Origin of the sequence: Kitasatospora sp. McL0602 (assembly GCF_052076145.1) — a bacterium.
Classification (GTDB): domain Bacteria; phylum Actinomycetota; class Actinomycetes; order Streptomycetales; family Streptomycetaceae; genus Kitasatospora.
This window is the reverse complement of record NZ_CP197246.1, coordinates 2,157,332-2,180,319: the sequence shown is the minus strand read 5'-3', so window position 1 is coordinate 2,180,319 and position 22,988 is coordinate 2,157,332. Positions and strand designations below refer to the sequence as shown.

Genomic DNA, 22,988 nt, shown 5'->3' with positions numbered 1-22,988 from the left:
GACCGTATCTGTACTGAAGCCGCAAGGGGACCGCGACCGACGTGTTCGACACTCTTTCCGATCGCCTCGCAGCGACGTTCAAGAACCTCCGGGGCAAGGGCCGCCTCAGCGAGGCGGACATCGACGCGACCGCCCGCGAGATCCGGATCGCCCTCCTCGAGGCGGACGTCGCGCTGCCCGTGGTGCGGGCCTTCATCAAGCAGGTCAAGGACCGCGCGCTGACGGCCGAGGTCTCGGCCGCGCTGAACCCGGCGCAGCAGATCGTCAAGATCGTCAACGAGGAGCTCATCAACATCCTCGGTGGCGAGACCCGCCGGGTCCGGTACGCCAAGACCGGCCCGACGGTGATCATGCTCGCCGGCCTCCAGGGTGCCGGTAAGACCACCCTGGCGGGCAAGCTCGGCCACTGGCTGAAGAGCCAGAAGCACACCCCGCTGCTGGTCGCCTGCGACCTCCAGCGCCCCAACGCGGTGACCCAGCTCAACGTGGTGGCGGACAGGGCAGGCGTCGCCTTCTTCGGCCCGGAGCCGGGCAACGGTGTCGGCGACCCGGTGAAGGTCGCGAGCGACGCGATCGAGTACGCCAAGCAGAAGCAGTACGACGTCGTCATCGTCGACACCGCGGGCCGCCTCGGCATCGACTCCGAGCTGATGCAGCAGGCCGCGGACATCCGCGCCGCCGTCAACCCGGACGAGGTCCTGTTCGTCGTCGACGCGATGATCGGCCAGGACGCGGTCACCACCGCGCAGGCCTTCCTCGAGGGCGTCGACTTCACCGGTGTGGTGCTGTCCAAGCTGGACGGCGACGCGCGTGGTGGCGCGGCGCTCTCGGTCGCCCACGTGACCGGCCGTCAGATCATGTTCGCCTCGAACGGCGAGAAGGTCGACGACTTCGACGCCTTCCACCCGGACCGGATGGCCTCGCGCATCCTCGGCATGGGCGACATGCTCAGTCTGATCGAGAAGGCCGAGCAGACCTTCTCGCAGGCCGAGGCCGAGAAGATGGCCGCCAAGCTGCAGAGCGGCGGCGGCAAGGACTTCACGCTCGACGACTTCCTGTCGCAGCTGGAGCAGGTCCAGAAGATGGGCTCGATCTCCAAGCTGCTCGGCATGCTGCCGGGCATGGGCCAGATCCGCGACCAGATCAACAACATCGACGACAAGGACGTCAACCGCGTCGGCGCGATCATCAAGTCGATGACCCCGGCCGAGCGGACCGACCCGAAGATCATCAACGGCTCGCGCCGGCTGCGGATCGCCAAGGGCTCGGGCACCGGCGTCGGCGAGGTCAACAACCTGGTCGAGCGGTTCTTCGACGCCCGCAAGATGATGTCCGCGATGGCCTCCGGCAAGGGCATCCCCGGCATGCCGGGCATCCCGGGCATGGGTGGCGGCGGCAAGAAGTCCGGCAAGAAGGCGCAGCCCGCCAAGGGCCGCAAGAAGTCGGGCAACCCGCTGAAGCGCGCCCAGGAGGAGCAGGCCGCCGCCGAGCGCCGTGCACTCGGCCCCGGCGAGACCCCGGCCGCCCCGGGTGGCGCCTTCGGCCTCGGTGCGGGCAAGGGCCCGGCCGACTTCGAGCTCCCCAAGGAGTTCAAGGACCTGATCTGACGGTCCCGTGGTCACACCCCGTACGGCCCGCCGCCCTTGAAGGGCGGCGGGCCGTACGCATGACCGATGATGGTGGGGTGCGAGTGACGATCCGGGCGCCGAGGCCCGCAGACGTGGTGCCCTACGCCGAGGCGGTCCGGCGGTCCGCCGAGCACATCGGGCGGTGGAACCCGGTGGAGCCGGACGGCCTGGTGGAGTTGTTGGAGCGTCAGGGCCACGGCCTGCGGACGTTCCTGCTGTTCGACCGGGAGAGCGGTGGCCTGGTCGGCAAGTGCAACGTCGCCAACATCGTGATGGGCCGCTTCTGCAACGGCGCACTGGGCTACGACTCGTACCTGCCGTTCGTGGGGAAGGGCCTGATGACGGAGGGCATGCGGCTGGTGGTGGACCGCTGCTTCGCCACCGCCGTGGACGGCGGGTTGGGCCTGCACCGGCTGGAGATCAACGTGCAGCCGGACAACCTCCGGTCGATCGCGATGGCCGAACGGCTGGGCTTCCGGCACGAGGGCTTCACGCCCCGGATGCTCTTCCTGGGCGGCGCCTGGCGGGACCACGAGCGGTACGCGCTGACGGCGGAGGAGTGCCCGCCGCTGGTCGGACAGTAACGGCGTTGCGGGTTGGATCACCTGGAGTGATGTCCGTACTGTCCGATTATGACCACTCCCGTACCGCCGCGTCAGACTCCCGACCAGCCCTGGCGGTCCGAGGGAGCGCCGCCCCCGCCCCCGCCGCGCCGCAAGATGCCCGGCGGCTGGGCGGGGCTCGTCCTCACCGCCCTCGCGGTGTTCCTGATCTCCGACCTGCTGCTCAGCTTCTTCGGCAACGGGGGGTCGACCACGATCTCCTACACCGAGTTCAACAGCCAGCTCGGCAAGGGCAACATCACCAAGATCTACTCCAAGGGCGACGCCATCGAGGGCACCCTGAAGAGCGCCGCCCCCAAGCCGGACGGCGGCAAGGGCAACTACACCGACTTCACCACCCAGCGCCCGGCCTTCGCCAACGACGAGCTCTGGACGACCCTCCAGCAGCAGAACGTCACCGTCACCGCCGAGCCCGTCGTCCAGCAGCGCAGCTTCCTCGCCAACCTGCTGATCTCGCTGGCGCCGATGCTGCTGCTGGTCTTCATCTGGATCCTGGTGGCCCGGAAGATGGCGGGCGGCATGGGAGGCGGGCCGCTCGGCAGGAAGGCGCCGCCGAAGCCGGTGGCGCCCGAGATCGGGAAGCGGACCACCTTCGCCGACGTCGCCGGGATCGACGAGGTCGAGGCCGAACTCGCCGAGGTCGTCGACTTCCTGAAGCACCCGCAGGACTACCGCAGGCTCGGCGCCAAGATGCCGCGCGGCGTCCTGCTGGCCGGGCCGCCCGGCACCGGCAAGACCCTGCTCGCCCGCGCCGTCGCCGGCGAGGCCGACGTACCGTTCTTCTCCGCCTCGGCCTCCGAGTTCATCGAGATGATCGTCGGCGTCGGCGCAGGCCGGGTCCGCGAGCTCTTCGCCGAGGCCCGCAAGGTCGCACCGGCGATCATCTTCATCGACGAGATCGACACCATCGGCCGCCAGCGCGGCGGCAGTGGCGGCATGGGCGGCCACGACGAGCGCGAGCAGACGCTCAACCAGATCCTCACCGAGATGGACGGCTTCTCCGGCTCCGAGGGCGTCATCGTCATCGCCGCCACCAACCGGGCCGAGGTCCTCGACGCGGCCCTGCTGCGCCCCGGCCGGTTCGACCGCCGGATCACCGTCAGCCCGCCGGACCGCGACGGCCGGGCCGCCATCCTGGCCATCCACACCCGGACCGTCCCGCTCGGCCCCGGCGCCGACCTTCGGCAGCTCGCCAAGGTCACCCCCGGCATGACCGGCGCCGACCTGGCCAACCTGGTCAACGAGGCAGCCCTGCTCGCCGTCAAGCGCAAGCAGGACAGCGTCGAGCAGGAGGACCTCTCGGACGCCCTGGAGAAGGTGCAACTCGGTGCCGTCCGCCCGCTGGTGATGCCGCAGACCGAACGCGAACGCACCGCGTACCACGAGAGCGGCCACGCCCTGCTGGGCATGCTCCAGCCCGGCGCCGACCCGGTCCGGAAGATCACCATCGTGCCGCGCGGCCGGGCCCTCGGCGTCACCCTCTCCACCCCCGACACCGACCGCTACTCCTACACCGAGCCCTACCTGCGCGGCCGGATCATCGGAGCCCTCGGCGGGATGGCGGCCGAGCAGGTCGTCTACGGCGTCATCACCACCGGCGCCGAGAGCGACCTCGAACAGGTCACCAACATCGCCCGTGGCATGGCAGGCCGCTGGGGCATGAGCGAGCGCGTCGGCCGCCTCACCGCCGTCCCCAACGACTCCCAGGGCGCCTACGGCCTCTCCGCCGCCCCGACCACCCTCGACGCGGTCGACGAGGAGACCCGCCGGATCGTCGCCGAGTGCTACGACGACGCCATCCGCCTCCTCACCGACCACCGCGACCAGCTCGACGCCCTGGCCGCCGCCCTCCTCGAAGCCGAGACCCTCGACGAGGAGGCCGCCTACCGAGCGGCGGGCGTCCAGCGCTAGCGGCGGACCCCGGGGGGCAGACCCCGGGGGTGCGGGGCATCACCAGCTGCGCTCGGCCACCACGTACCGGAAGACGTTCGACATCCGCACCGAGCCGTCCGACCGGACGTACGGGTGCAGCGCCTCCTCCAGCTCCTTGGCCACCAGCACCAGGCCGGAGTCCTCCACCGCGGCCTGGTACAGCCCGGTGGAGAGCATCCCCCGCACCGCGCTCTCCAGATCCGCGTACGCGAACGGGCAGCTGACCAGCCCGCCGCCCGCCGGCCGCAGCCCGGCCCCGGCCAGCAGCGCCTCCACGGCACCCGGACGGCTCAGCGCGAACGGTGCCACCGGACGCCCCGTCACCCGCTGCCCGCGCCGCCGCGCGACATCGAGCACCGCCGCGCTCTCGCAGCGCTCCGGCGGCCCCCAGACCGCCAGCACCACCTGGCCGCCCCGCAGGGTCGCGCCGGTTGCCGCCGCGACGACCCGGGTCGGGGACTCCGCGCCCGGCAGCTGGTCGAAGACCGTCACCAGTGAATGGGCCGAGCGGGGGAGCCCGGCACCCGTGCGCTCCCCGTACGCCTCCTGTCCGTCGGCCGACACCAGCAGCCCGCGCGCCCGTGCCAGCTCCCGCAGTTCGGTCTCCGGCTCCACCCCGGAGACCTGTGCGCCGCGCTCCGCCGCCAGCAGCAGCGCCAGCCCGGACCGGCAGCCGAGCCCGAGCAGACTCGTCGCCGGACCAACCTCCAAACGCTCGTAAACCGCCTGGTAGAGCGGTACGAGCATGCGCTCCTGGATCTCCGCCCAGTCGCGCGCCCCGCCCGGCGCCGCGCCACCACCAAGGGTTCGGGGTCGCTCAGCTGTCGTACCGGGCACCTGCACTGAAGCCATCGCGGCCTCCCATCCGGTCCGTGGACCTTCGCCTCCAGACCCCCCAGATGTTCCGCCCCATCTCCCAGCGAACAGTGAGCAGGCTCCGGCGTCCAGAGGTGTGCCGAAGGTGTCCGCGCGCGCCGCGAGTGCGCCCCCGGGCGCCGTCCGTACCGGCAGGCCCGCCGACCTGCGCACGGGCTGATTCACAGTCGGGGCCCGGCTCCCCGTACCATCAACCCCATGGCTAAGGCACCCGTTCTCACTCCCCAGGCGGACGACTTCCCGCGCTGGTACCAGGATCTGATCAACAAGGCCGAGCTGGCCGACAACGGTCCGGTGCGCGGCACCATGGTCATCCGACCGTACGGCTACGGCCTGTGGGAGCGGATGCAGCAGGAGATGGACGCGCGGATCAAGAAGGCAGGCGCGCAGAACGCCTACTTCCCGATGTTCATCCCGCAGTCGTACCTCACCAAGGAGGCCGAGCACGTCGAGGGCTTCGCCCCCGAGCTCGCCGTGGTCACCCACGGCGGTGGCAAGGAGCTGGACGAGCCGATCGTCGTCCGCCCGACCTCCGAGACCATCATCAACGAGTACTTCTCCAAGTGGGTGCAGAGCCACCGCGACCTGCCCCTGCTGATCAACCAGTGGGCCAACGTGGTCCGCTGGGAGCTGCGCCCCCGCATCTTCCTCCGCACCACCGAGTTCCTCTGGCAGGAGGGCCACACGGCCCACGCCACGTACGAGGACGCGACCAAGTACGCCTCGATGATCCACACGGACGTCTACGGCGACTTCATGACCAACATCCTGGGCATCGACGTGGTGCTCGGTCGCAAGACCGCCAAGGAGCGCTTCGCCGGCGCCATCAACACCCTCACCCTTGAGGCGATGATGGGCGACGGCAAGGCGCTGCAGATGGGCACCAGCCACGAGCTGGGCCAGAACTTCGCCAAGGCGTTCAACACGACCTACCAGCTCCAGGGCGCCGAGCGCGAGTACGTCTGGCAGACCTCCTGGGGCGTCTCGACCCGCATGGTCGGCGGCCTGATCATGTCGCACGGCGACGACAACGGCCTGCGCGTCCCGCCGCGGCTGGCCGCTGTGCAGGCCGTCGTCCTCGCCATCAAGGGCGACGACGCGGTGATCGCCAAGGTCCGCGAGATCGGCGCCCAGCTGGAGGCCGCCGGCATCCGCGTCGTGGTCGACGACCGCACCGACACCCCCTTCGGCCGCCGCGCCGTCGACTGGGAGCTCAAGGGCGTACCGCTGCGCATCGAGGTCGGCCCGCGCGACCTGGAGAACGGCACCGCCATGCTGGCCCGCCGCATCCCCGGCGGCAAGGAGCCGGTCTCGATCGACGGCCTGGCCGCGCTCGTCCCCGGCATTCTCGAGGAGGACCAGGCGCTGCTGCTCCGTCAGTCCCGCGAGCGCCGCGAGTCGCGCACCGTCGACGTCAAGACCATCGACGAGGCCGTCGAGGCCGCCGCGACCGGCTGGGGCCGGATCTCCTGGGCCGAGCTCGGCCCGGCGGGCGAGGCCAAGCTGGCCGAGCAGGGCGTCTCGGTGCGCTGCATCGTCGCCGCCGACGGCTCGGTGCCGTTGACCGACGATCAGGACGGCAACATCGCGATCGTCGCGCGCGCCTACTGAGTACTTGTTCGGCCGACCGACTCTCCGGACCGGAAGGCTCGATCGGCTGAGCGCTCATAGGCAGATTGTTCTATCGGATTAGACAATCGAGTGAGCCCTACTGACCAGTCAACTCCCGGTGCAGCTGAACTAGCGGTACGGTGTACGGCCCGTGGCCCTGTCAATTTCGAGGCGGCTGCGGGCCGTTCGCTGTGGGAGCCGGACACGTCCCGGGGCGATGCCGAGAGGCCGGCGAGAATCGCCGGGCCCAGAGTTGCAGGGGGTTGGTCTTGCGTCAGATACGAGCAGCGCAATTCGCGCACGGTTGTACATTCCTGAGAGTTCGCTGGGAATTCCCGGAGAACCGGAACTCGCGGAACATCGGCTCTCACTCCATCGTTGGCATAGCGTGAGCACGACACAGCCCCTCGTCCTCGCGGCCGAACTGGCCGCGGCCTGGAGCGACATCCAGGCCCATCATCAGGATCTCCCCGACCTCGCCTCGCCCGAGGCGCTGATCGGAGAGTCCTCCTCGGCCTGCGGCACGCAGCTCGGCTTCGAGCGGCTGCTGCACGAGGCCGCCCACGGCCTGGCCGCCGCCCGCGACATCCGCGACACCTCGCGGGCCGGGCGCTACCACAACCGGCGCTTCCTGCTGCTCGCCACCGAGCTCGGGCTGGCCCACCCGATCGAGCCGCACGCCAGCAGCGGCTTCTCCCAGGTGACCATGCTCACGGAGACGCAGGAGCGGTACGCACCCACCATCGAGCGCCTCGACAGAGCGCTCGGCGCGCACCAGCTCGCCGTCGCCGGCGAGGGCGCGCACCGGGCCTTCCGCGGGCCGGCCGCCCGACACGGCTCCTCGGGTGGCGGTGTACGGGTCAAGGCGGTCTGCGGCTGTGGTCGCAACGTCCGCGTGGTGCCGTCGGTGCTCGCGCAGGCGTCGATCGTCTGCGGTGCCTGTCAGCAGCCGTTCCGGATCTCCTGACCCGGAGCCGCCCCGGCCCGTGTTCGTCGGGTTGGGGCTTCCGGTCCGTGGCTCTGCCGCGGATACGTCGTGGGGCCGTCGTGGATCCGCTGCGGATCCGCCGCGGTTCGGCTCGCCGGGGGCGCACCGTCCTCGGTCGAGCCGGTCGGTCATCCTGAACCCCTGTCGGGGTGACCGGCTCGGATATGGCAGAATGGACAGCTGAGTACTCGGCAGCCGAGCAGGACCCCTCTCTCCTACGGCTGGCGTGTCCCTTGAACGGCCGACCTCGCAACCCCACGCGAGTGCAGCGGCCGCTCACCCACGTCAACACCAGGAGAATCCACTCCCGTGGCAGTCAAGATCAAGCTCAAGCGTCTCGGCAAGATTCGCGCCCCGCACTACCGCATCGTCGTCGCCGACTCGCGCACCAAGCGTGACGGTCGCGCGATCGAGGAGATCGGCATCTACCAGCCGACCTACGACCCCTCGAAGATCGAGGTCGACACCGAGCGCGCGCAGTACTGGCTGTCCGTCGGCGCCCAGCCGACCGAGCCCGTGCTCGCGATCCTCAAGCTGACCGGTGACTGGCAGAAGTTCAAGGGCCTCCCGGCCCCGGCGCCGCTCAAGGTCGCCGAGCCCAAGGTCACCGACTTCAGCCACCTCTTCGCGAAGGCCGTTGCCGGCTTCGAGGACAGCACCACCGGTGTTGCCATCACCCCGAAGGCCAAGAAGTCGGACAAGGTCGAGGCTGACGCCGAGACCACCGAGGCCTGATCGTGATCGAGGACGCCCTCGACCATCTGGTGAAGGGCATCGTCGAGCACCCCGACGAGGTGCAGGTGCGCTCGCGCAACCTGCGTCGGGGTAACACCATCGAGGTGCGAGTCCACCCCGATGACCTCGGCAAGGTGATCGGCCGGGGCGGCCGTACGGCGCGCGCACTGCGCACCGTCGTCGGCGCCCTCGGCGGTCGCAACGTCCGGGTCGACCTGGTCGACGTGGACAGCATTCGCTGACGCACAGCTGTCAGTCTTTGGGCCGGTCGGGACGCTTGTCGTCCCGACCGGCCTTCTCTCGTTTTCCCGGCTTTCCGTTCACTTCCGCATTTCTCGACTTCCCGTTCACCGCGCAACCTCAGGAGAGCGATCAGCGTGCAGCTCGTCGTCGGCAAGATCGGCCGCGCCCACGGCATCAAGGGTGACGTCAGCGTCGAGGTCCGCACCGACGAGCCCGAGCTGCGGCTCGGTCCCGGTGCCGTGGTCCTCACCGACCCCGCGTCGGCCGGCCCGCTGACCGTCGAATCCGGCAAGGTCCACAGCGGGCGCCTGCTGCTCCGCTTCGCCGGGGTCGCGGACCGCAACGGCGCCGAGGCGCTGCGCGGGACGATCCTGATCGCCGAGGTCGACCCGGAGGAGACCCCGGACGACCCCGACGAGTACTACGACCACCAGCTGATCGGCCTCGACGTCGTCATGCTCGACGGCACCCTCGTCGGCGAACTCGCCGAGGTCATCCACCTGCCGTACCAGGACCTCCTGCTGGTCAAGCGGCCGGACGGTACCGAGGTGCTGGTGCCGTTCGTCGAGCGGATCGTGCCCACCATCGACCTGGAGAACCAGCGCGCCGTCATCGACCCGCCGCCCGGCCTGATCGACCCGTCGGAGGCGGAGGTCGTCGGCAGCTCCGAGGCGGACGCGGACGCTGCTGAGGGTGCTGAGGGCGACAAGGCGTGAGCGAGATGCGGATCGACGTCGTCACGATCTTCCCCGAGTACCTTGAGCCGCTGAACGTCTCGCTGGTCGGCAAGGCGCGCGCCCGGGGTCAGCTCGACGTACACCTGCACAACCTCCGCAGCTGGACGACCGACGTGCACCACACCGTCGACGACACCCCGTACGGGGGCGGCCCCGGCATGGTCATGAAGCCCGAACCGTGGGGGGCGGCGCTGGACGCCGTCCTCGCCGAGGGCCCGGCGGGCACGGTGCCGACCCTGGTGGTGCCGACCCCGAGCGGGCGGCCGTTCACCCAGGAGCTCGCCCAGGAGCTCGCCGCCCAGCCCTGGCTCGCCTTCGCACCGGCCCGGTACGAAGGCATCGACCGCCGCGTCATCGAGGAGGCGGCGACCAGGATGCCGGTCGTCGAGGCGTCCATCGGTGACTACGTGCTGGCGGGCGGCGAGGTCGCCGTCCTGGTCATGGTCGAGGCGATCGCCCGGCTGCTCCCCGGGGTGCTCGGCAACGCCGAATCGCACCGGGACGACTCCTTCGCCCCCGGCGCCATGGCCGACCTGCTGGAGGGCCCGGTCTACACCAAGCCCGCCGAGTGGCGCGGACGCGAGGTGCCGGAGGTGCTGCTGAGCGGTCACCACGGCAAGATCGCCCGCTGGCGCCGCGAGCAGGCGTTCGCCCGCACCCTGGCCAACCGGCCCGATCTGGTCGAGCGCTGGCAGAACGGCTCCTTCGACAAGAAGGAGCGCGAGGCGCTCAGCATCCTCGGGCTGCTCTGGGACGAGAAGATCGGCCGATTTCGGCTCGCGGCCGATGCTGTGGAAGAATAGGCCGCTGTTGTCTGCCGTTGGGCTCCTCCCGTAGGAGCCAGTGGACCGGTGCCCCCGCCACGGGGGGATCATCGTCAGCCGGTACGGCCCGCAGCAAACCCCATTCTGACTAATTTCCGTAGGCGGCCCGTGGCGTCTGCGATGGAGAGCAACATGAGCAACAAGCTCGCTGCTGTCGACGCGGCTTCGCTGCGTAGCGACATTCCGGCGTTCCGCGCCGGTGACACCCTGAAGGTTCACGTCCGGGTCATCGAAGGCAACCGCTCTCGTGTCCAGGTCTTCCAGGGCGTTGTCATCCGCCGCCACGGCGCGGGTGTCGGCGAGACCTTCACCGTCCGCAAGGTCAGCTTCAACGTCGGCGTGGAGCGCACCTTCCCGGTGCACACCCCGGTCGTCGAGAAGATCGAGGTCGTGACCCGTGGTGCGGTTCGCCGCGCCAAGCTGTACTACCTGCGTGACCTTCGTGGCAAGGCCGCGAAGATCAAGGAGAAGCGCGACCGCTGATCCGCTGACCCCCGGCCTGGCCGGGGGCTCAGTCCGCTCGGACCGGGTGGAGCACCTTAGGGATAAGCTCTGCCCCGATGAGCACGCACGAGCCACTCGCGGACCGCGACGGCAGCTCCACACCCCCGGGTGCGGACTCGCCGTCGCGGTCCGCGGTCGTATCCGGGGAGCCCGCAGGCTCGGACGCGATACCCCGGCCGGCCGACGCCCTGGCCGATGTCCAGGCCGGCGTTCCGGCCGATGCCCTGGCCGACGTCCCGGTCAGGTCCGGTCTGTTCACGTCATCCAGCCTCCTCAGGGTCTTCGGGATCTGCCTGCTCACGCTGCTGCTGGTCAACGCGTTCGTCGCGCGGCCGTTCGCCGTGCCGTCCGGTTCGATGCAGAACACCCTGGGCCCGGGTGACCGGCTCGTGGTGAACCAGCTCGCGTACGACTTCGGCGGACACGTCCGGCGTGGGGACGTGGTGGTGTTCGACGGGATCGGCTCCTTCCTGCCCTACGCGGCCGAACCGGGTGCCGGGCGCCGGCTGCTCGCCAGGCTCGGGCTGGCCTGGGGTGACGACTCGGTGTACGTGAAGCGGGTGATCGGGGTCGGTGGGGACAGGGTGACCTGCTGCGACGGCGACGGGCGGATCAGGGTCAACGGGGTGCCGGTCGACGAGTCCGCGTACCTCAGCCCGGGGGACGCTCCCTCCGGAGTGCCCTTCGACGTCGTGGTCCCGAGCGGCAAACTCTGGGTGATGGGCGACCACCGCAGCGACTCCCGGGACTCCCGTGATCACCTCGGTGAGCCGGGTGGTGGCTTCGTGCCGGAGAACAAGGTGATCGGGCGCGCCGACTGGGTGGTCTTCCCGGTCGGCCACTGGACCACTCTGGACCGGCCCGCCGCCCTCGTCGCGCTGGACACTGCCGGGGGGACGGGTGGTCATGGGAAGCAGGGGTAGGGCCCGCTCCGGCGAACCGCTCACCGGACAGGTCGGGGACGCAGCGGGCACGGCTGGTTGGACACGTGTGGCCGACTCCGAGGGCGTCGACCTCGGCCCGGCTTCCGGCTCCGGCTCCGGCTCCGGCCGTGGCTCCGGCTCTGGTTCCGGTTCCGGTTCCGGCTCCGAGAGTCTGGTGCCTTCGCGCGGGCGGGCCGACCGGCGTCGGACGGCGGTCCGGGCGAAGCGGCGGCGACGGCGGTCGCTCGTGCGTGAGGTGCCGATGATCCTGGTGGTCGCGCTGGTGGTCGCGGTGGTGTTGAAGACCTTTCTGTTGCAGGTGTTCGTCATTCCGTCCGGGTCGATGGAGCAGACGATCCAGATCGGCGACCGGGTACTGGTCGACAAGCTGACGCCGTGGTTCGGGAACGAGCCCAGCCGTGGCGACGTGGTGGTCTTCAAGGACCCGGGTGGTTGGCTGGAGTCGGATCACCGGGGCTCCTCCGACGGGCCGGTGCTGAAGGCGACGAAGAAGGTCTTCTCGTACGTGGGGCTGCTGCCCTCGGACAACGAGCAGGACCTGATCAAGCGGGTCATCGGCGTCCCGGGGGACACAGTCGAGTGCTGCGACGACCAGGGGCGCCTGAGCGTCAACGGCACGGCGCTGGACGAGCCTTACCTCGCGGCGGGAAACATGCCGTCCCGGCAGCCGTTCAAGGTCACGGTGCCCGCAGGTCGGCTCTGGGTGATGGGCGACCATCGCGATGTCTCCGCCGACTCCCGCTATCACATGGCGAATCCGGGTCAGGGAACGATCCCGATGAGTAATGTGATCGGCAGGGCCTTCGTGATCGCCTGGCCGGTGCAGCGGATGCGTCAACTCGATGTTCCTGCTTCACTCTCCTCACTTCCGGTACGGGCCGCTGGTCCGTCCCGAGGCGGCCGGGCCGCCGTGGCGGTCGGGGCGGGCGGCCCCGGAACAGGCCCGGATTCGTTGGGGGTGAACCCGATGCCGTCGGAACCCCCGCTCGTTATGGGTGTGTTGGGCGTCATTCCGTTCGTTGTCCGGCCCAGGCCGGTCTCGAGGTCGGTCCCGTGGGAGGGTGCACGGCCTGCGGGTTGATCGGGTCGGCCTGCCGTGTGGGAGCACGGGAGGGTTGGCCAGGAGTGATAGAGAAGTGCTGGAGTCCCCGGTGTACGGTCCGGGTGCCTCCGGAGGCTGCGCTGGTGTCAGGAACGCCCATCCCGGGCAGTCCTGAGGCGGGTTGACGGTCGGCCACAGAGCGTGGTGCCCGCTGTGCGGCACTGGTGACAGCGGACGCACGGGCGTTCGCGCAGCAGGGAGGAGATGTTGTGGGGGATCTGGTGATCGGCGCCCGCTCAGGGGCCCCTGAGCCCGAGGACGTCGGCGGCCGCACGATCCGGTCCACCGAGTCCGCACAGCCTTCGGGCCCGGCCGATGACGGTTCGGGCGCGCACGCGGCCGACGGTTCTGGCGGCTCAGGCGGCTCCGGGCAGCTTGGCGGTCCGGCGGACGAGGGCTCGGCCGAGACCTCGGACGACGGGGCGGAACGGCCGTCCAAGCAGGAGCAGAAGCAGCGCTCCTTCTGGAAGGAACTGCCGATCCTGATCGGTATCGCGCTGATCCTGGCGTTGGTGATCAAGACCTTCTTCGTCCAGGCGTTCTCCATTCCGTCGGGCTCGATGCAGAACACGCTGCAGATCGGCGACCGGGTACTGGTCGACAAGCTCACGCCCTGGTTCGGCGCGGAGCCGTCCCGTGGCGAGGTCGTGGTGTTCCACGACCCGGGTGGCTGGCTGAACGACGAGCCTGTGCAGCAGAACAACAACGCCTTCGTCCGTGGGATTCAGGATGTGCTCAGCTTCATCGGGCTGATGCCGTCGGCCAACGAGAAGGATCTGATCAAGCGCGTCATCGGTGTCGGCGGCGACACCGTCGAGTGCCAGGGGACGGGGCCGCTCAAGGTCAACGGTGTCGCGCTCAACGAGCCGTACATCTTCCCCGGCAACACCCCCTGCGGGCAGAAGCCCTTCGGCCCGATCAAGGTGCCCAAGGACCGGATCTGGGTCATGGGTGATCACCGGGACGACTCCCTGGACTCCCGCTTCCACCAGGACCAGCCGGGTGGCGGCACCGTGCCGACCGACCACGTGATCGGTCGTGCGTTCGTGGTGGCGTGGCCGATCAGCAACTGGGCGACGCTGCCGGTGCCCGACACCTTCGACCAGAAGGGCCTGGCTGCTGCAGCGCTGCCCTTCGCCCCGCCGGTCGCCGGGGCGGCGCTCGCGGTGCCGTCCGTGTGGTGGCTCCGGCGCTACCGCCGTTGATGTGACGGCGCTGCCGAGGTCCGGCGCCAATCCCGGGTCTCGGTTCGGTTGACAGGTCTTGCGCGGGCCGTGGTACTGGCGAGTAATCTGCTCGCACGTGCCACGGCCCGTCGGCCTTCCCGGCCTGGCCGCAGCGCACCCGTGCACGTCGCGGGTGGACCAGGAACGGATGGTGGCTATGAGTAGCGTCGCGGAGCAGGCTCCCCCGGTGGAGTCCGTGGCCGGCACCCGCCGGAGCAGGGCGGGCCTGCTCCAGGGGGTGGCGATCGGTCTCGGCTTCGTCATGATGACGGGCGGCTTCGGTGTGATCGCGGCGGAGTACCGGCCGTACCAGATCCCGACGAACTCCATGAGCCCCACGGTGAACCCCGGTGACACGGTGCTGGCACGCTCGGTGGCGGGCAGCTCGGCCGGCCGGGGCGACATCGTGATCTTCCGTGACCAGTTCTGGGGCGGCGAGACCATGGTCAAGCGCGTCATCGGCGTCGGCGGCGACACCGTCGCGTTCGACGACACCCAGCGGAAGCTGACTGTCAACGGTGCACCGATCGAGGAGCCGTACCTCAGTAGCGCGGGCTGGGGCAGTGTGTCGTTGGGCTTCAGCGTGCACGTCCCGGAGGGGCGTCTCTTCGTCCTGGGTGACGACCGGGCGGTGTCGCTGGACTCCCGCAGCCACCTCGACGTCGCCGCCGGGAGCATCCCGGCCACCGAGGTGACCGCACGGGTCGAGGGCACGGTCTGGCCGTTCGACCGGGTGTCCGTCCAGCGGCGTACGGTGGCGTTCGACGGTCTGGGCGGTCCGGTGGCGTCCCGTCCTGGCCTGCTGGAGCCTGCTGCGTACGCGATGCTCGGCGGGGCGGGGCTGATCCTGCTTGCCTCTGCCGTCGGCGGCGTCGTGTCCTTGGGTCGGCGACTGGCCCGGCGCCGGGCAGCCTGAGCAGGCCGCTGCGACCGTCCGGGGGGTCCGGGGTGTCCGGAGCGCCGAGGGCGTCGGGGGTGTCGGGGGCAGCCGCGACGTTCGGGGCGGGCACAGACGGGACCGAACACGTCCGGAGGTGGGTGCGGTGGAGGGTCCGGTGAGGGTCGAGCGGCGCCGGGCGGCGCGTGTCCTGCTCCTCGACGGGGAGGACCGGGTGCTGCTGCTGAGGGGGACGGACCCGGCCGTGCCGGGGGTCACCTGGTGGATCACGCCCGGCGGCGGGCTCGAGCCGGGGGAGGGCACCCGCGAAGCTGCGCGGCGGGAGCTGGCCGAGGAGACCGGCCTGCGGGACGTGGAGCTGGGGCCGGTGGTGGCGTACGACACGGTGACCTTCTCCTTCCTGGGGCAGCGGTACGAGCAGGAGCAGTCGTTCCACCTGGCCCGCACCCGGGAGACCGGGCTCGACCTCTCCGGAGGTGTCGCCGAGGAACACGCACGATTGCTGACCGCGAAGTGGTGGACTGTGGTCCAATTGCGGGCCACCGGGGAGACGGTGTACCCGATCGGTCTGGCGGGCTTCCTGGAGCGTCTGTTGGCGGACGGCCCGCCAGTCCGGCCGGTAAGGCTCTCCGGACGGGTGTAGTGGTCCACAATGGGGTGGACGTGACGAGTTGAGGGGACGCCTGAATGAGTGCCGAAGACCTCGAGAAGTACGAGACCGAGATGGAGCTCAAGCTCTACCGGGAGTACCGGGACGTCGTCGGCCTGTTCAAATACGTGATCGAGACCGAACGACGCTTCTATCTCACGAACGACTACGAGCTGCAGGTGCACTCGGTGCAGGGGGAAGTCTTCTTCGAGGTGTCGATGGCGGATGCCTGGGTGTGGGACATGTACCGGCCTGCCCGGTTTGTCCGCAAGGTGCGGGTGTTGACGTTCAAGGACGTGAATATCGAGGAACTCGCCAAGAGCGATTTGGAGCTGCCCTCGGACGATGCGTCCTTCGGCAACTGACAGTGATCCGATGCTCGGCGTAATGTCCAGAGATATGCCCGATTCTCACTCTTGTGGGTGACCTGGGTTATCCACACCCTGTAGTTGTCCACAGGAATTCATAACTCTCTGGTCGGCTCTTGGCCGATGCGGCAGCCTCCTGGCACGGAGGTGATGACCGTGCAGAGTTCCAACAACGGCCTGGGCCGCTATGGCGAAGAGGTTGCCGCACGTCGGCTCGCCGCAGAAGGGCTGCAGATCCTCGAGCGCAACTGGCGCTGTGTCGAGGGAGAGCTCGACATTGTCGCGCTGGAAGGCGAAACGCTCGCAGTCTGTGAAGTGAAAACCCGCTCCGAGCGCGGATTCCAGCAACCCAGCGAGGGCATCGACCAGGCCAAGGCAGCCCGCCTGCGACGCCTTGCCGAGCGTTGGCTCGGCGAACGCTGGCCCACCCACTTCGAGCGGTTCGCCGACATGGTCCGCGCCGGCGGCGGAGAGCCGGGCACGCCCGGCCCGGACGACCCCGCCACAGGCGCCGCCACCGAAGCCGAAGCCACGGCCGAACCTCGCACCGAGTGGCCGGTGCCGCCCGGCGGGGTGCGGATCGACCTCGTCGCGGTCGTCAACCGGCTCAAGGGCCCGGCCCTGGTCGAGCACCTGCGGGGGGTGGTCTGAGATGGCCTTCGCCCGCACGTGTTCGGTGGCCCTGATCGGTGTGGACGGAGTCGTCGTCGAGGTCCAGGCGGATCTCGAACCCGGTATCGCCGCCTTCGCCCTCGTCGGCCTCCCCGACAAGTCCCTCTCCGAGGCGCGCGACCGAGTCCGCGCCGCAGTGGTCAACAGCGGAGAGAGCTGGCCGCAGCGGAAGCTGACGGTCGGCCTAAGCCCGGCCTCCGTGCCGAAGAGCGGCAGCGGCTTCGACCTGGCCGTCGCCTGTGCGGTGCTGGCCGCAGCGGAGCGCCTCGATCCGCGCTCCATCGCCGACCTGCTCATCATCGGTGAGCTGGGGTTGGACGGCCGGGTCCGCCCGGTGCGGGGCGTGCTGCCTTCCGTTCTCGCCGCCGCCGAGGCCGGGTACCAACAGGTGGTGGTGGCCGAGCAGACCGCAGCCGAGGCGTCACTCGTCCCCGGGATCACCGTCGTCGGCGTCCGGAGCCTGCGCCAACTGATCGCACTGCTCAGCGGAGCGCCCGTGCCGGACGAGCTGCCCGTCCCGACGGTCGGGCGCCCCGACCCTGCCCTGGCCGGTCTGCTCCTGCCGGGTGTCGGGATGCGCGCCCGCTCGGCCCAGAAGTCCGCCCTGGTGGACCTTTCCGACGTCGTGGGCCAGGAGGAAGCCCGGTGCGCACTGGAAATCGCCGCCGCCGGCGGTCACCACCTCTACCTCAAGGGCCCGCCGGGGGCAGGGAAGACCATGCTCGCCGAACGCCTCCCGGCACTGCTGCCACCGCTGACCCAGGCCGAAGCCCTGGAGGTCACGGCCGTCCACTCGGTCGCCGGGCTGCTCCCCGCAGACCGCCCCTTGATCGACAGCCCGCCGTACTACGCTCCACACCACTCGGCCACCATGCCCGCCATCGTCGGAGGCGGCAGCGGGCAGCCGAGGCCCGGCGCGGTGTCGCTGGCACACCGAGGCGTGCTGTTCCTCGACGAGGCGCCCGAGTTCTCGGTCCGGGTCCTGGACGCGCTGCGGCAGCCGCTCGAATCGGGCGAGGTGATGATCGCCCGCTCGGCCGGGTCCGTCCGGTTGCCCGCGCGGTTCCAGCTCTGCCTGGCCGCCAACCCCTGCCCTTGTGGACGCCACTCCAGGCGCGGCGGGGGCTGTGAGTGCACACCGACCATGGTCAACCGCTACCAGAGCCGCCTGTCGGGGCCGCTGCTGGACCGTGTCGATCTCCAGGTCGAGGTGGCGCCGGTGACGCGGGCCGAGCTGCTCGGGGCGGTCGGGGCGACCGAGACCACCGAGACGGTCGCCAGCCGGGTGCTCGCAGCTCGGGAGCGGTCCGCCGCGCGCTTCGCGGAGACCCCCTGGCGGACCAACGCGGAGGTCCCCGGCCACTCCCTCCGCACCCGCTGGCGGCTCGCCGCAGGCGCACTGGACGACGCCGAACGCGATCTCGAACGCGGCCTGCTGACGGCCCGAGGCCTCGACCGGGTGCTCCGCGTCGCCTGGACGGTCGCCGACCTGGCCGGTCGCGACCAGCCCAGCCGCCTCGACGTACGGACCGCCCTGACTCTCCGTACCGGAATCCGACGCGGCTCTCCCGCCAACAGCGCGAATTTCCGCCGCCTCACCGACCCGATCCCGACCCCGGGCCTGAATGCGGGCCTGAATGCGGGCCTGGACGCGGGCCCGGACCCGGACTCCGACCTCGGTGCTGAGCCCTGAACCCTGAGCGCCCTGAGGCTCTGGAGGCGATGCCTAGTAGGTCCGCCGTGACCAGGCCTGATCCGCTCTGAAATGCACTGTCGTGCACCGACCCGCTGTCACTGTCACCTCATGGAGGCGCAGGTGAATCGCACCCGGATCACGCCCAAGTACGTCGGCCCCGACGACGCCACACCCGGCCCGGCGGCGGCCCCGGAGCCGGAACGGCGTGCCAGGGCCGCTCTCTGCAGGCTGACCGAGCCAGGGGACGCGGCGATCGGCCGGTGGCTGACCAAGGTGAACGCCACCACTCTGATCGAGGCGATCCGGGGCAGGACGGTCCCGGGCTTCCTCGATCTCGACTCGACCAGGATCGCCGGCTATCAGGCCCGTCTGCCCCTGCTCGACCCCGACGGTGACCTGGAACGGGTACGTCTGAGAGGTGGACGGTTCATCATTCCGGGGGACAAGGAGTGGCCGTCCCAACTGGACGATCTCGGCGACGGCAGACCGATCGGGCTCTGGGTCCGAGGCACCGGTTCGCTGCGACTGCTCGCCCTCCGGTCGGTGGCGGTCGTCGGGGCCAGAGCCTGCACCTCCTACGGCGCCCACGTCGCGGGTGAGCTGACTGCGCAGCTGGCGGAGCGCGGTTGGGTGGTGGTGTCAGGGGCCGCCTACGGGATCGACGCGGCGGCGCACCGAGGAGCGCTCGCGGTGGGCGGCCTCACCATCGGGGTGCTCGCCTGCGGGGTGGACGTCGGCTACCCACCCGGCAACTCCGAGCTGATCGCCCGGATCGCCGAGCAGGGCCTACTGGTCAGCGAACTGCCACCCGGGGAGCACCCCAACCGCTTCCGGTTCGTCTTGCGGAACCGCGTCATCGCCGCGCTCACCCGGGGCACCGTCGTCGTCGAGGCGGCGCTGCGCAGCGGCGCACTCAGCACAGCACGGCGGGCGCGCGATCTGAACCGGCACACCATGGGCGTGGCCGGCCCGGTGACGTCCGAGCTCTCCGCCGGGGTGCACGCGCTGATCCGCAGTGGTGCGGCGACGCTGGTGACCGACGCTGCCGAGATCGGCGAGCTGATCGGGGCGATCGGGGACGACCTGGCGCCGCGACACTCCGGTCCGGTGCTCCCTCGAGATCTTCTGGAGCCCGCCGTGGCCCGGGTCCTGGAGGCCGTACCGGCAAGCGCCGAGGGCGCACCGGTCGAGCGGCTGGCCCGGCAGTCGGGCCTGTCGTCGGACGAAGTCCTGCAGCGGCTCTACGAATTGGGGTCGCTCGGGTTCGTCGAGCGGTGCGGTGCGCACTGGCGGGCTGTGCTGAGGGCGTGACCGTGCCGGTGATGGCGCATGCGGCGGGTCGTGTAACGGACGCCACCGGATCGGGGGACGACCGAGTGGCGGTAGCGCATTGCAGCGACTCGGTCACGCTACGCTCGCATAGGCTTCCTATCAGCACATGACTCGGCAGAACGGCGCAGACCAACGTATGCCCACACACATTCCCGGACACAGGGTGACCGGTGGCGTCCGGTCCTCGGGAGGGCCAGGAGCGGAGGCGCGACCCGCCGCCGAGCTCCAGCCGAAGACGCCACGGGCGATGGGCCTCACCCGGCAATCCGGCCGGGCTGCCCCGGGAGTGACGGACGACGCCCCCGCGGCACTCGGAGTGCGCCCGCCCGCTGCCAGGCGCGAGCCGGGCAGCGCGACCCCCGCTCCCGCCCCGACCACCGCCCCCGCCCCGACCACCGCCCCCGGTGACACCGCCGCCTCCACTACTGCCCCCATCGCCCCGGACACCGCTGCCCCAGCCTCCACAGCAGCTCCTGCCGCCCCGGCCCCTGCCGCTGCCGGCCGGGTGAGCGCCGACCGGACCGCCCTCGACGCGCTCTGGCGCTCGTACAAGCAGACCGCGGACGCCAGGCTCCGCGAGCAGCTGATCCTGCACTACTCGCCGCTGGTCAAGTACGTGGCTGGGCGGGTGGGGGTGGGCCTGCCCGCCAACGTCGAACAGGCGGACTTCGTCTCCTCGGGGATCTTCGGGCTGATCGACGCGATCGAGAAGTTCGACATCGACCGGGCGATCAAGTTCGAGACGTACGCCATCAGCAGGATTCGCGGCGCGATCATCGACGAGCTGCGTGCGTTGGACTGGATCCCACGCTCCGTCAGGCAGAAGGCAAAGGCGGTCGAGCGCACCTACGCCACGCTGGAGGCCCGGCTGCGCCGGACCCCGCACGAGCCGGAGGTCGCGGCCGAGATGGGGATCGCGATCGAGGACCTGCACGCCATCTTCAGTCAGCTCTCGCTCGCGAACGTGGTGGCCCTCGACGAGCTGCTGCACCCGGTGGGGGAGGGCGGCGACCGGTTGAGCCTGATGGACACCCTGGAGGACATCGCAGCCGACAACCCGGTCGTGATCGCTGAGGACCGGGAGCTCCGCCGCCTGCTGGCCACCGCCGTCAACACCCTGCCCGAGCGGGAGAAGACCGTGGTGACCCTTTACTACTACGAGGGCCTCACGCTCGCGGAGATCGGGCAGGTGCTGGGCGTCACCGAGAGCAGGGTCAGCCAGATCCACACCAAGTCGGTGCTCCAGCTGAGAGCGAAGCTGTCCGACATCCGCTGACTCCGGCCCTGGCCCTGGCCCTGGCCCTGGCCTCGCTGCCCGTGCTGCCCGTGCTGCCCGTGCTGGCCGTGCTGGCCGTGCTGCCGTGGAGCGGGAGCAGCCGAGCCTGCCCGGAGCCCAGCAGCGCCAACGGGTCGAGATAGCGGTGGCCGCGCAGCAGCCCCCAGTGCAGGCACCCGTCCGCGCAGTGCCCTGAGCCGACCGCGACCGTGCCGATCGCTTCCCCGGCGGCCACCGCAGTGCCCACCGGGAGCGTGCCCTCGACCGGGAGGTACGTCGTCCGCAGTGGCGGATCGCCGGAGCCGGGGTGCGTCACCGTCACCACCGGCCGACCGGCCACCACTCCCGAGAAGGACACGATGCCGGGCGCGGCGGCCCGCACGGTGTCCCCGGCCGTCGCTGCCAGGTCGGCTCCCCGGTGGCCCGCAGCCCACCGCGCCGGTGGGGCTTCGAAGCGGCGCAGCACCCCGTCCGGCCCGCCCACCGGCCAACTCCGACCGTGCCCCGGGCCACCATCGGCCGCCGTGCGTACCGGCGCAGCGACCGGACTGCCGTCCAGCCAGGAGGCGCGCGCGAACGGCTGGGGCGCCCCGAGGAGCAGGAGCACCGTCAGTATCGCGAGCAGCAGCGCCTGCCGGCGTCGGTCCGGAGCTGGTGGCGGAGCAGTGATACCGGAACAGGCGGTGATCCCAGAGCAGGTCGTCATGACCGACGAGCGTCCTCGTCCGCACCCGCTCCCACCACCCACCCCCGCGAACCTGTGGACAACTGCCACCTGTGGACAACCCGCATCCCTCACAAGCGTGAACGCGAAGGCTCCGGCACCTCCGTACACGCGACCAAGCGCACCGGCCCCCAGCCCCCGCCCTACCCCTCCGCCCTGCCCCGAGAGCCGAAGTCGCTCGCTCCTCGGGGCTTCCCGTACACTTCACACGCGACCCGGTCCGCCGGGTCGACTTCGCACGCCCCGCCACCGGTGGAAAGCCAAGGCCCGCAACGGCCCTGGACGGCCCGTCCGGTGCGAGTGCCGCTCGGTCCGCCGAGCCCGTCGTGGCCCCTGGGTCACCCGGGCCGGAGGCTCGGCACGATCGGGGCGTCAGGCGTGGCGGTCGTCCCGACTGCCACGGACAAACCGAGCCCGACCTGGCAGCGCCGTTCACTCGGCAGCAGCCAGGCGCAATACCTGAGGAGCACGGCTATGGCCGTCGTCACGATGCGGGAGCTGCTTGAGAGCGGCGTCCACTTCGGTCACCAGACCCGTCGTTGGAACCCGAAGATGAAGCGCTTCATCTTCACGGAGCGCAACGGCATCTACATCATCGACCTCCTGCAGTCGCTGAACTACATCGACCGCGCCTTCGAGTTCGTCAAGGAGACGGTTGCCCACGGCGGCAGCGTCCTCTTCGTCGGCACGAAGAAGCAGGCCCAGGAGGCCATCGCAGAGCAGGCCACCCGCGTGGGCATGCCCTACGTGAACCAGCGCTGGCTCGGCGGCATGCTGACCAACTTCCAGACCGTCTACAAGCGCCTTCAGCGGATGAAGGAGCTCGGCGAGATCGACTTCACGGATGTGGCCGGCTCTGGCCTCACCAAGAAGGAGCTCCTGGTTCTGGAGCGCGAGCACACCAAGCTCGAGAAGACCCTTGGCGGTATCCGTGACATGCAGCGCGTTCCCAGCGCTGTCTGGATCGTCGACACCAAGAAGGAGCACATCGCTGTCGGCGAGGCCCGCAAGCTCAACATCCCGGTCGTCGCGATCCTCGACACCAACTGTGACCCCGACGAGGTCGACTACAAGATCCCGGGCAACGACGACGCCATCCGCTCCGTCACGCTGCTGACCCGCGTGATCGCCGACGCTGTCGCCGAGGGCCTGAAGGCCCGTGCCGGTGTCGCCAAGGGCGACGCCAAGGCCGAGCCGGGCGCCGACCAGCCGCTGGCCGACTGGGAGAAGGACATCCTCGAGGGCCAGCCGGCCGCCGAGGCCCCCGCCGCCGAGGCTGAGGTTGCCGCTGAGGCTCCCGCCGCCGAGGCCGAGGTTGCCGTCGAGGCTCCCGCCGCCGAGGTCGAGGCCGCTGTCGAGGCTCCGGCCGCCGAGGCCGAGCAGGCCTGACGTACCAAGGG

At 70.5% G+C, this 22,988-nt stretch carries 23 protein-coding genes; 21 read left to right on the top strand and 2 right to left on the bottom strand.

Annotated elements, in window-relative coordinates; translation table 11 throughout:
* The first annotated feature begins 41 nt into the window (after nt 1-41).
* Genes ffh through ftsH form a run of 3 tightly spaced genes read left to right on the top strand, consistent with a single transcriptional unit; the run spans nt 42 to nt 4,162 of the window.
* A complete protein-coding gene (ffh, locus tag ACR68M_RS09890) occupies nt 42-1,607 on the top strand; it encodes a signal recognition particle protein (protein ID WP_441250070.1) in 1,566 nt (521 codons plus the stop codon).
* A gap of 59 nt (nt 1,608-1,666) precedes the next feature.
* Entirely contained in the window at nt 1,667-2,212 is a 546-nt protein-coding gene (locus ACR68M_RS09885; protein WP_441250069.1) for a GNAT family N-acetyltransferase, read from the top strand.
* Nucleotides 2,213-2,260: 48 nt separating this feature from the next.
* Entirely contained in the window at nt 2,261-4,162 is a 1,902-nt protein-coding gene (ftsH, locus tag ACR68M_RS09880) for an ATP-dependent zinc metalloprotease FtsH (RefSeq protein ID WP_441250068.1), read from the top strand.
* Between the two features lie 39 nt (nt 4,163-4,201).
* Here the strand turns inward: ftsH and ACR68M_RS09875 are convergent, their stop codons facing one another.
* Nucleotides 4,202-5,035: a class I SAM-dependent methyltransferase gene (locus tag ACR68M_RS09875; protein ID WP_441250067.1), complete on the bottom strand. Its 834-nt coding sequence runs from the start codon at nt 5,033-5,035 to the stop codon at nt 4,202-4,204.
* A 222-nt stretch (nt 5,036-5,257) separates the two neighbouring features.
* Between ACR68M_RS09875 and proS the strand changes: the two genes are divergently transcribed.
* The 17 genes from proS (at nt 5,258) to whiG (ending at nt 20,864) form a co-directional block, all read left to right on the top strand.
* Complete coding sequence (gene proS, locus ACR68M_RS09870; RefSeq protein WP_441250066.1) at nt 5,258-6,670, top strand: proline--tRNA ligase; 1,413 nt, start codon at nt 5,258-5,260, stop codon at nt 6,668-6,670.
* Between the two features lie 388 nt (nt 6,671-7,058).
* The gene (locus tag ACR68M_RS09865; protein ID WP_441250065.1) at nt 7,059-7,637 is read left to right on the top strand and encodes a hypothetical protein; all 579 of its coding nucleotides are present in this window, start codon (nt 7,059-7,061) and stop codon (nt 7,635-7,637) included.
* Between the two features lie 330 nt (nt 7,638-7,967).
* The gene (gene rpsP / locus ACR68M_RS09860) at nt 7,968-8,393 is read left to right on the top strand and encodes a 30S ribosomal protein S16 (protein ID WP_441250064.1); all 426 of its coding nucleotides are present in this window, start codon (nt 7,968-7,970) and stop codon (nt 8,391-8,393) included.
* Nucleotides 8,394-8,395: 2 nt separating this feature from the next.
* On the top strand, nt 8,396-8,635 hold the full coding sequence (locus tag ACR68M_RS09855; protein ID WP_030306741.1) for an RNA-binding protein: 240 nt from the start codon (nt 8,396-8,398) through the stop codon (nt 8,633-8,635).
* Nucleotides 8,636-8,770: 135 nt separating this feature from the next.
* Nucleotides 8,771-9,352 (top strand): ribosome maturation factor RimM, encoded by a 582-nt coding sequence (gene rimM / locus ACR68M_RS09850; protein ID WP_441250063.1) that lies wholly within the window; start codon nt 8,771-8,773, stop codon nt 9,350-9,352.
* 5 nt (nt 9,353-9,357) lie between these two features.
* Nucleotides 9,358-10,176 (top strand): tRNA (guanosine(37)-N1)-methyltransferase TrmD, encoded by an 819-nt coding sequence (gene trmD / locus ACR68M_RS09845; RefSeq protein WP_441251567.1) that lies wholly within the window; start codon nt 9,358-9,360, stop codon nt 10,174-10,176.
* 153 nt (nt 10,177-10,329) lie between these two features.
* Entirely contained in the window at nt 10,330-10,680 is a 351-nt protein-coding gene (gene rplS, locus ACR68M_RS09840) for a 50S ribosomal protein L19 (protein ID WP_063347674.1), read from the top strand.
* 77 nt (nt 10,681-10,757) lie between these two features.
* Nucleotides 10,758-11,624, top strand: a complete 867-nt coding sequence (gene lepB, locus ACR68M_RS09835; protein WP_441250062.1) for a signal peptidase I — start codon at nt 10,758-10,760, stop codon at nt 11,622-11,624.
* 262 nt (nt 11,625-11,886) lie between these two features.
* Nucleotides 11,887-12,726: a signal peptidase I gene (lepB, locus tag ACR68M_RS09830; protein WP_441251566.1), complete on the top strand. Its 840-nt coding sequence runs from the start codon at nt 11,887-11,889 to the stop codon at nt 12,724-12,726.
* A gap of 230 nt (nt 12,727-12,956) precedes the next feature.
* Nucleotides 12,957-13,952 (top strand): signal peptidase I, encoded by a 996-nt coding sequence (lepB, locus tag ACR68M_RS09825; protein ID WP_441250061.1) that lies wholly within the window; start codon nt 12,957-12,959, stop codon nt 13,950-13,952.
* 178 nt (nt 13,953-14,130) lie between these two features.
* Nucleotides 14,131-14,889 carry a signal peptidase I gene (gene lepB, locus ACR68M_RS09820; protein WP_441250060.1) on the top strand — a complete coding sequence of 253 codons (759 nt, stop codon included), beginning with the start codon at nt 14,131-14,133 and terminating at the stop codon, nt 14,887-14,889.
* 139 nt (nt 14,890-15,028) lie between these two features.
* Nucleotides 15,029-15,514 (top strand): NUDIX domain-containing protein, encoded by a 486-nt coding sequence (locus ACR68M_RS09815; RefSeq protein WP_441250059.1) that lies wholly within the window; start codon nt 15,029-15,031, stop codon nt 15,512-15,514.
* 44 nt (nt 15,515-15,558) lie between these two features.
* Nucleotides 15,559-15,885, top strand: coding sequence for a DUF2469 domain-containing protein (locus ACR68M_RS09810; protein WP_057232326.1), 327 nt, complete (start codon nt 15,559-15,561; stop codon nt 15,883-15,885).
* Nucleotides 15,886-16,038: 153 nt separating this feature from the next.
* Complete coding sequence (locus tag ACR68M_RS09805; RefSeq protein WP_441250058.1) at nt 16,039-16,539, top strand: YraN family protein; 501 nt, start codon at nt 16,039-16,041, stop codon at nt 16,537-16,539.
* Between the two features lies 1 nt (nt 16,540).
* Nucleotides 16,541-18,253, top strand: coding sequence for a YifB family Mg chelatase-like AAA ATPase (locus ACR68M_RS09800; RefSeq protein WP_441250057.1), 1,713 nt, complete (start codon nt 16,541-16,543; stop codon nt 18,251-18,253).
* Between the two features lie 123 nt (nt 18,254-18,376).
* Nucleotides 18,377-19,567: a DNA-processing protein DprA gene (gene dprA / locus ACR68M_RS09795; protein ID WP_441250056.1), complete on the top strand. Its 1,191-nt coding sequence runs from the start codon at nt 18,377-18,379 to the stop codon at nt 19,565-19,567.
* A 526-nt stretch (nt 19,568-20,093) separates the two neighbouring features.
* Nucleotides 20,094-20,864 (top strand): RNA polymerase sigma factor WhiG, encoded by a 771-nt coding sequence (gene whiG, locus ACR68M_RS09790; protein WP_441251565.1) that lies wholly within the window; start codon nt 20,094-20,096, stop codon nt 20,862-20,864.
* Here the strand turns inward: whiG and ACR68M_RS09785 are convergent.
* Nucleotides 20,803-21,570 (bottom strand): peptidoglycan DD-metalloendopeptidase family protein, encoded by a 768-nt coding sequence (locus tag ACR68M_RS09785; RefSeq protein ID WP_441250055.1) that lies wholly within the window; start codon nt 21,568-21,570, stop codon nt 20,803-20,805. The two genes, whiG and ACR68M_RS09785, sit on opposite strands and share 62 nt — an antisense overlap.
* A 492-nt stretch (nt 21,571-22,062) precedes the next feature.
* On the opposite strand from ACR68M_RS09785, the gene rpsB reads away from it, so the two are divergent.
* Nucleotides 22,063-22,977, top strand: a complete 915-nt coding sequence (rpsB, locus tag ACR68M_RS09780) for a 30S ribosomal protein S2 (RefSeq protein ID WP_441250054.1) — start codon at nt 22,063-22,065, stop codon at nt 22,975-22,977.
* Nucleotides 22,978-22,988: the final 11 nt, after the last annotated feature.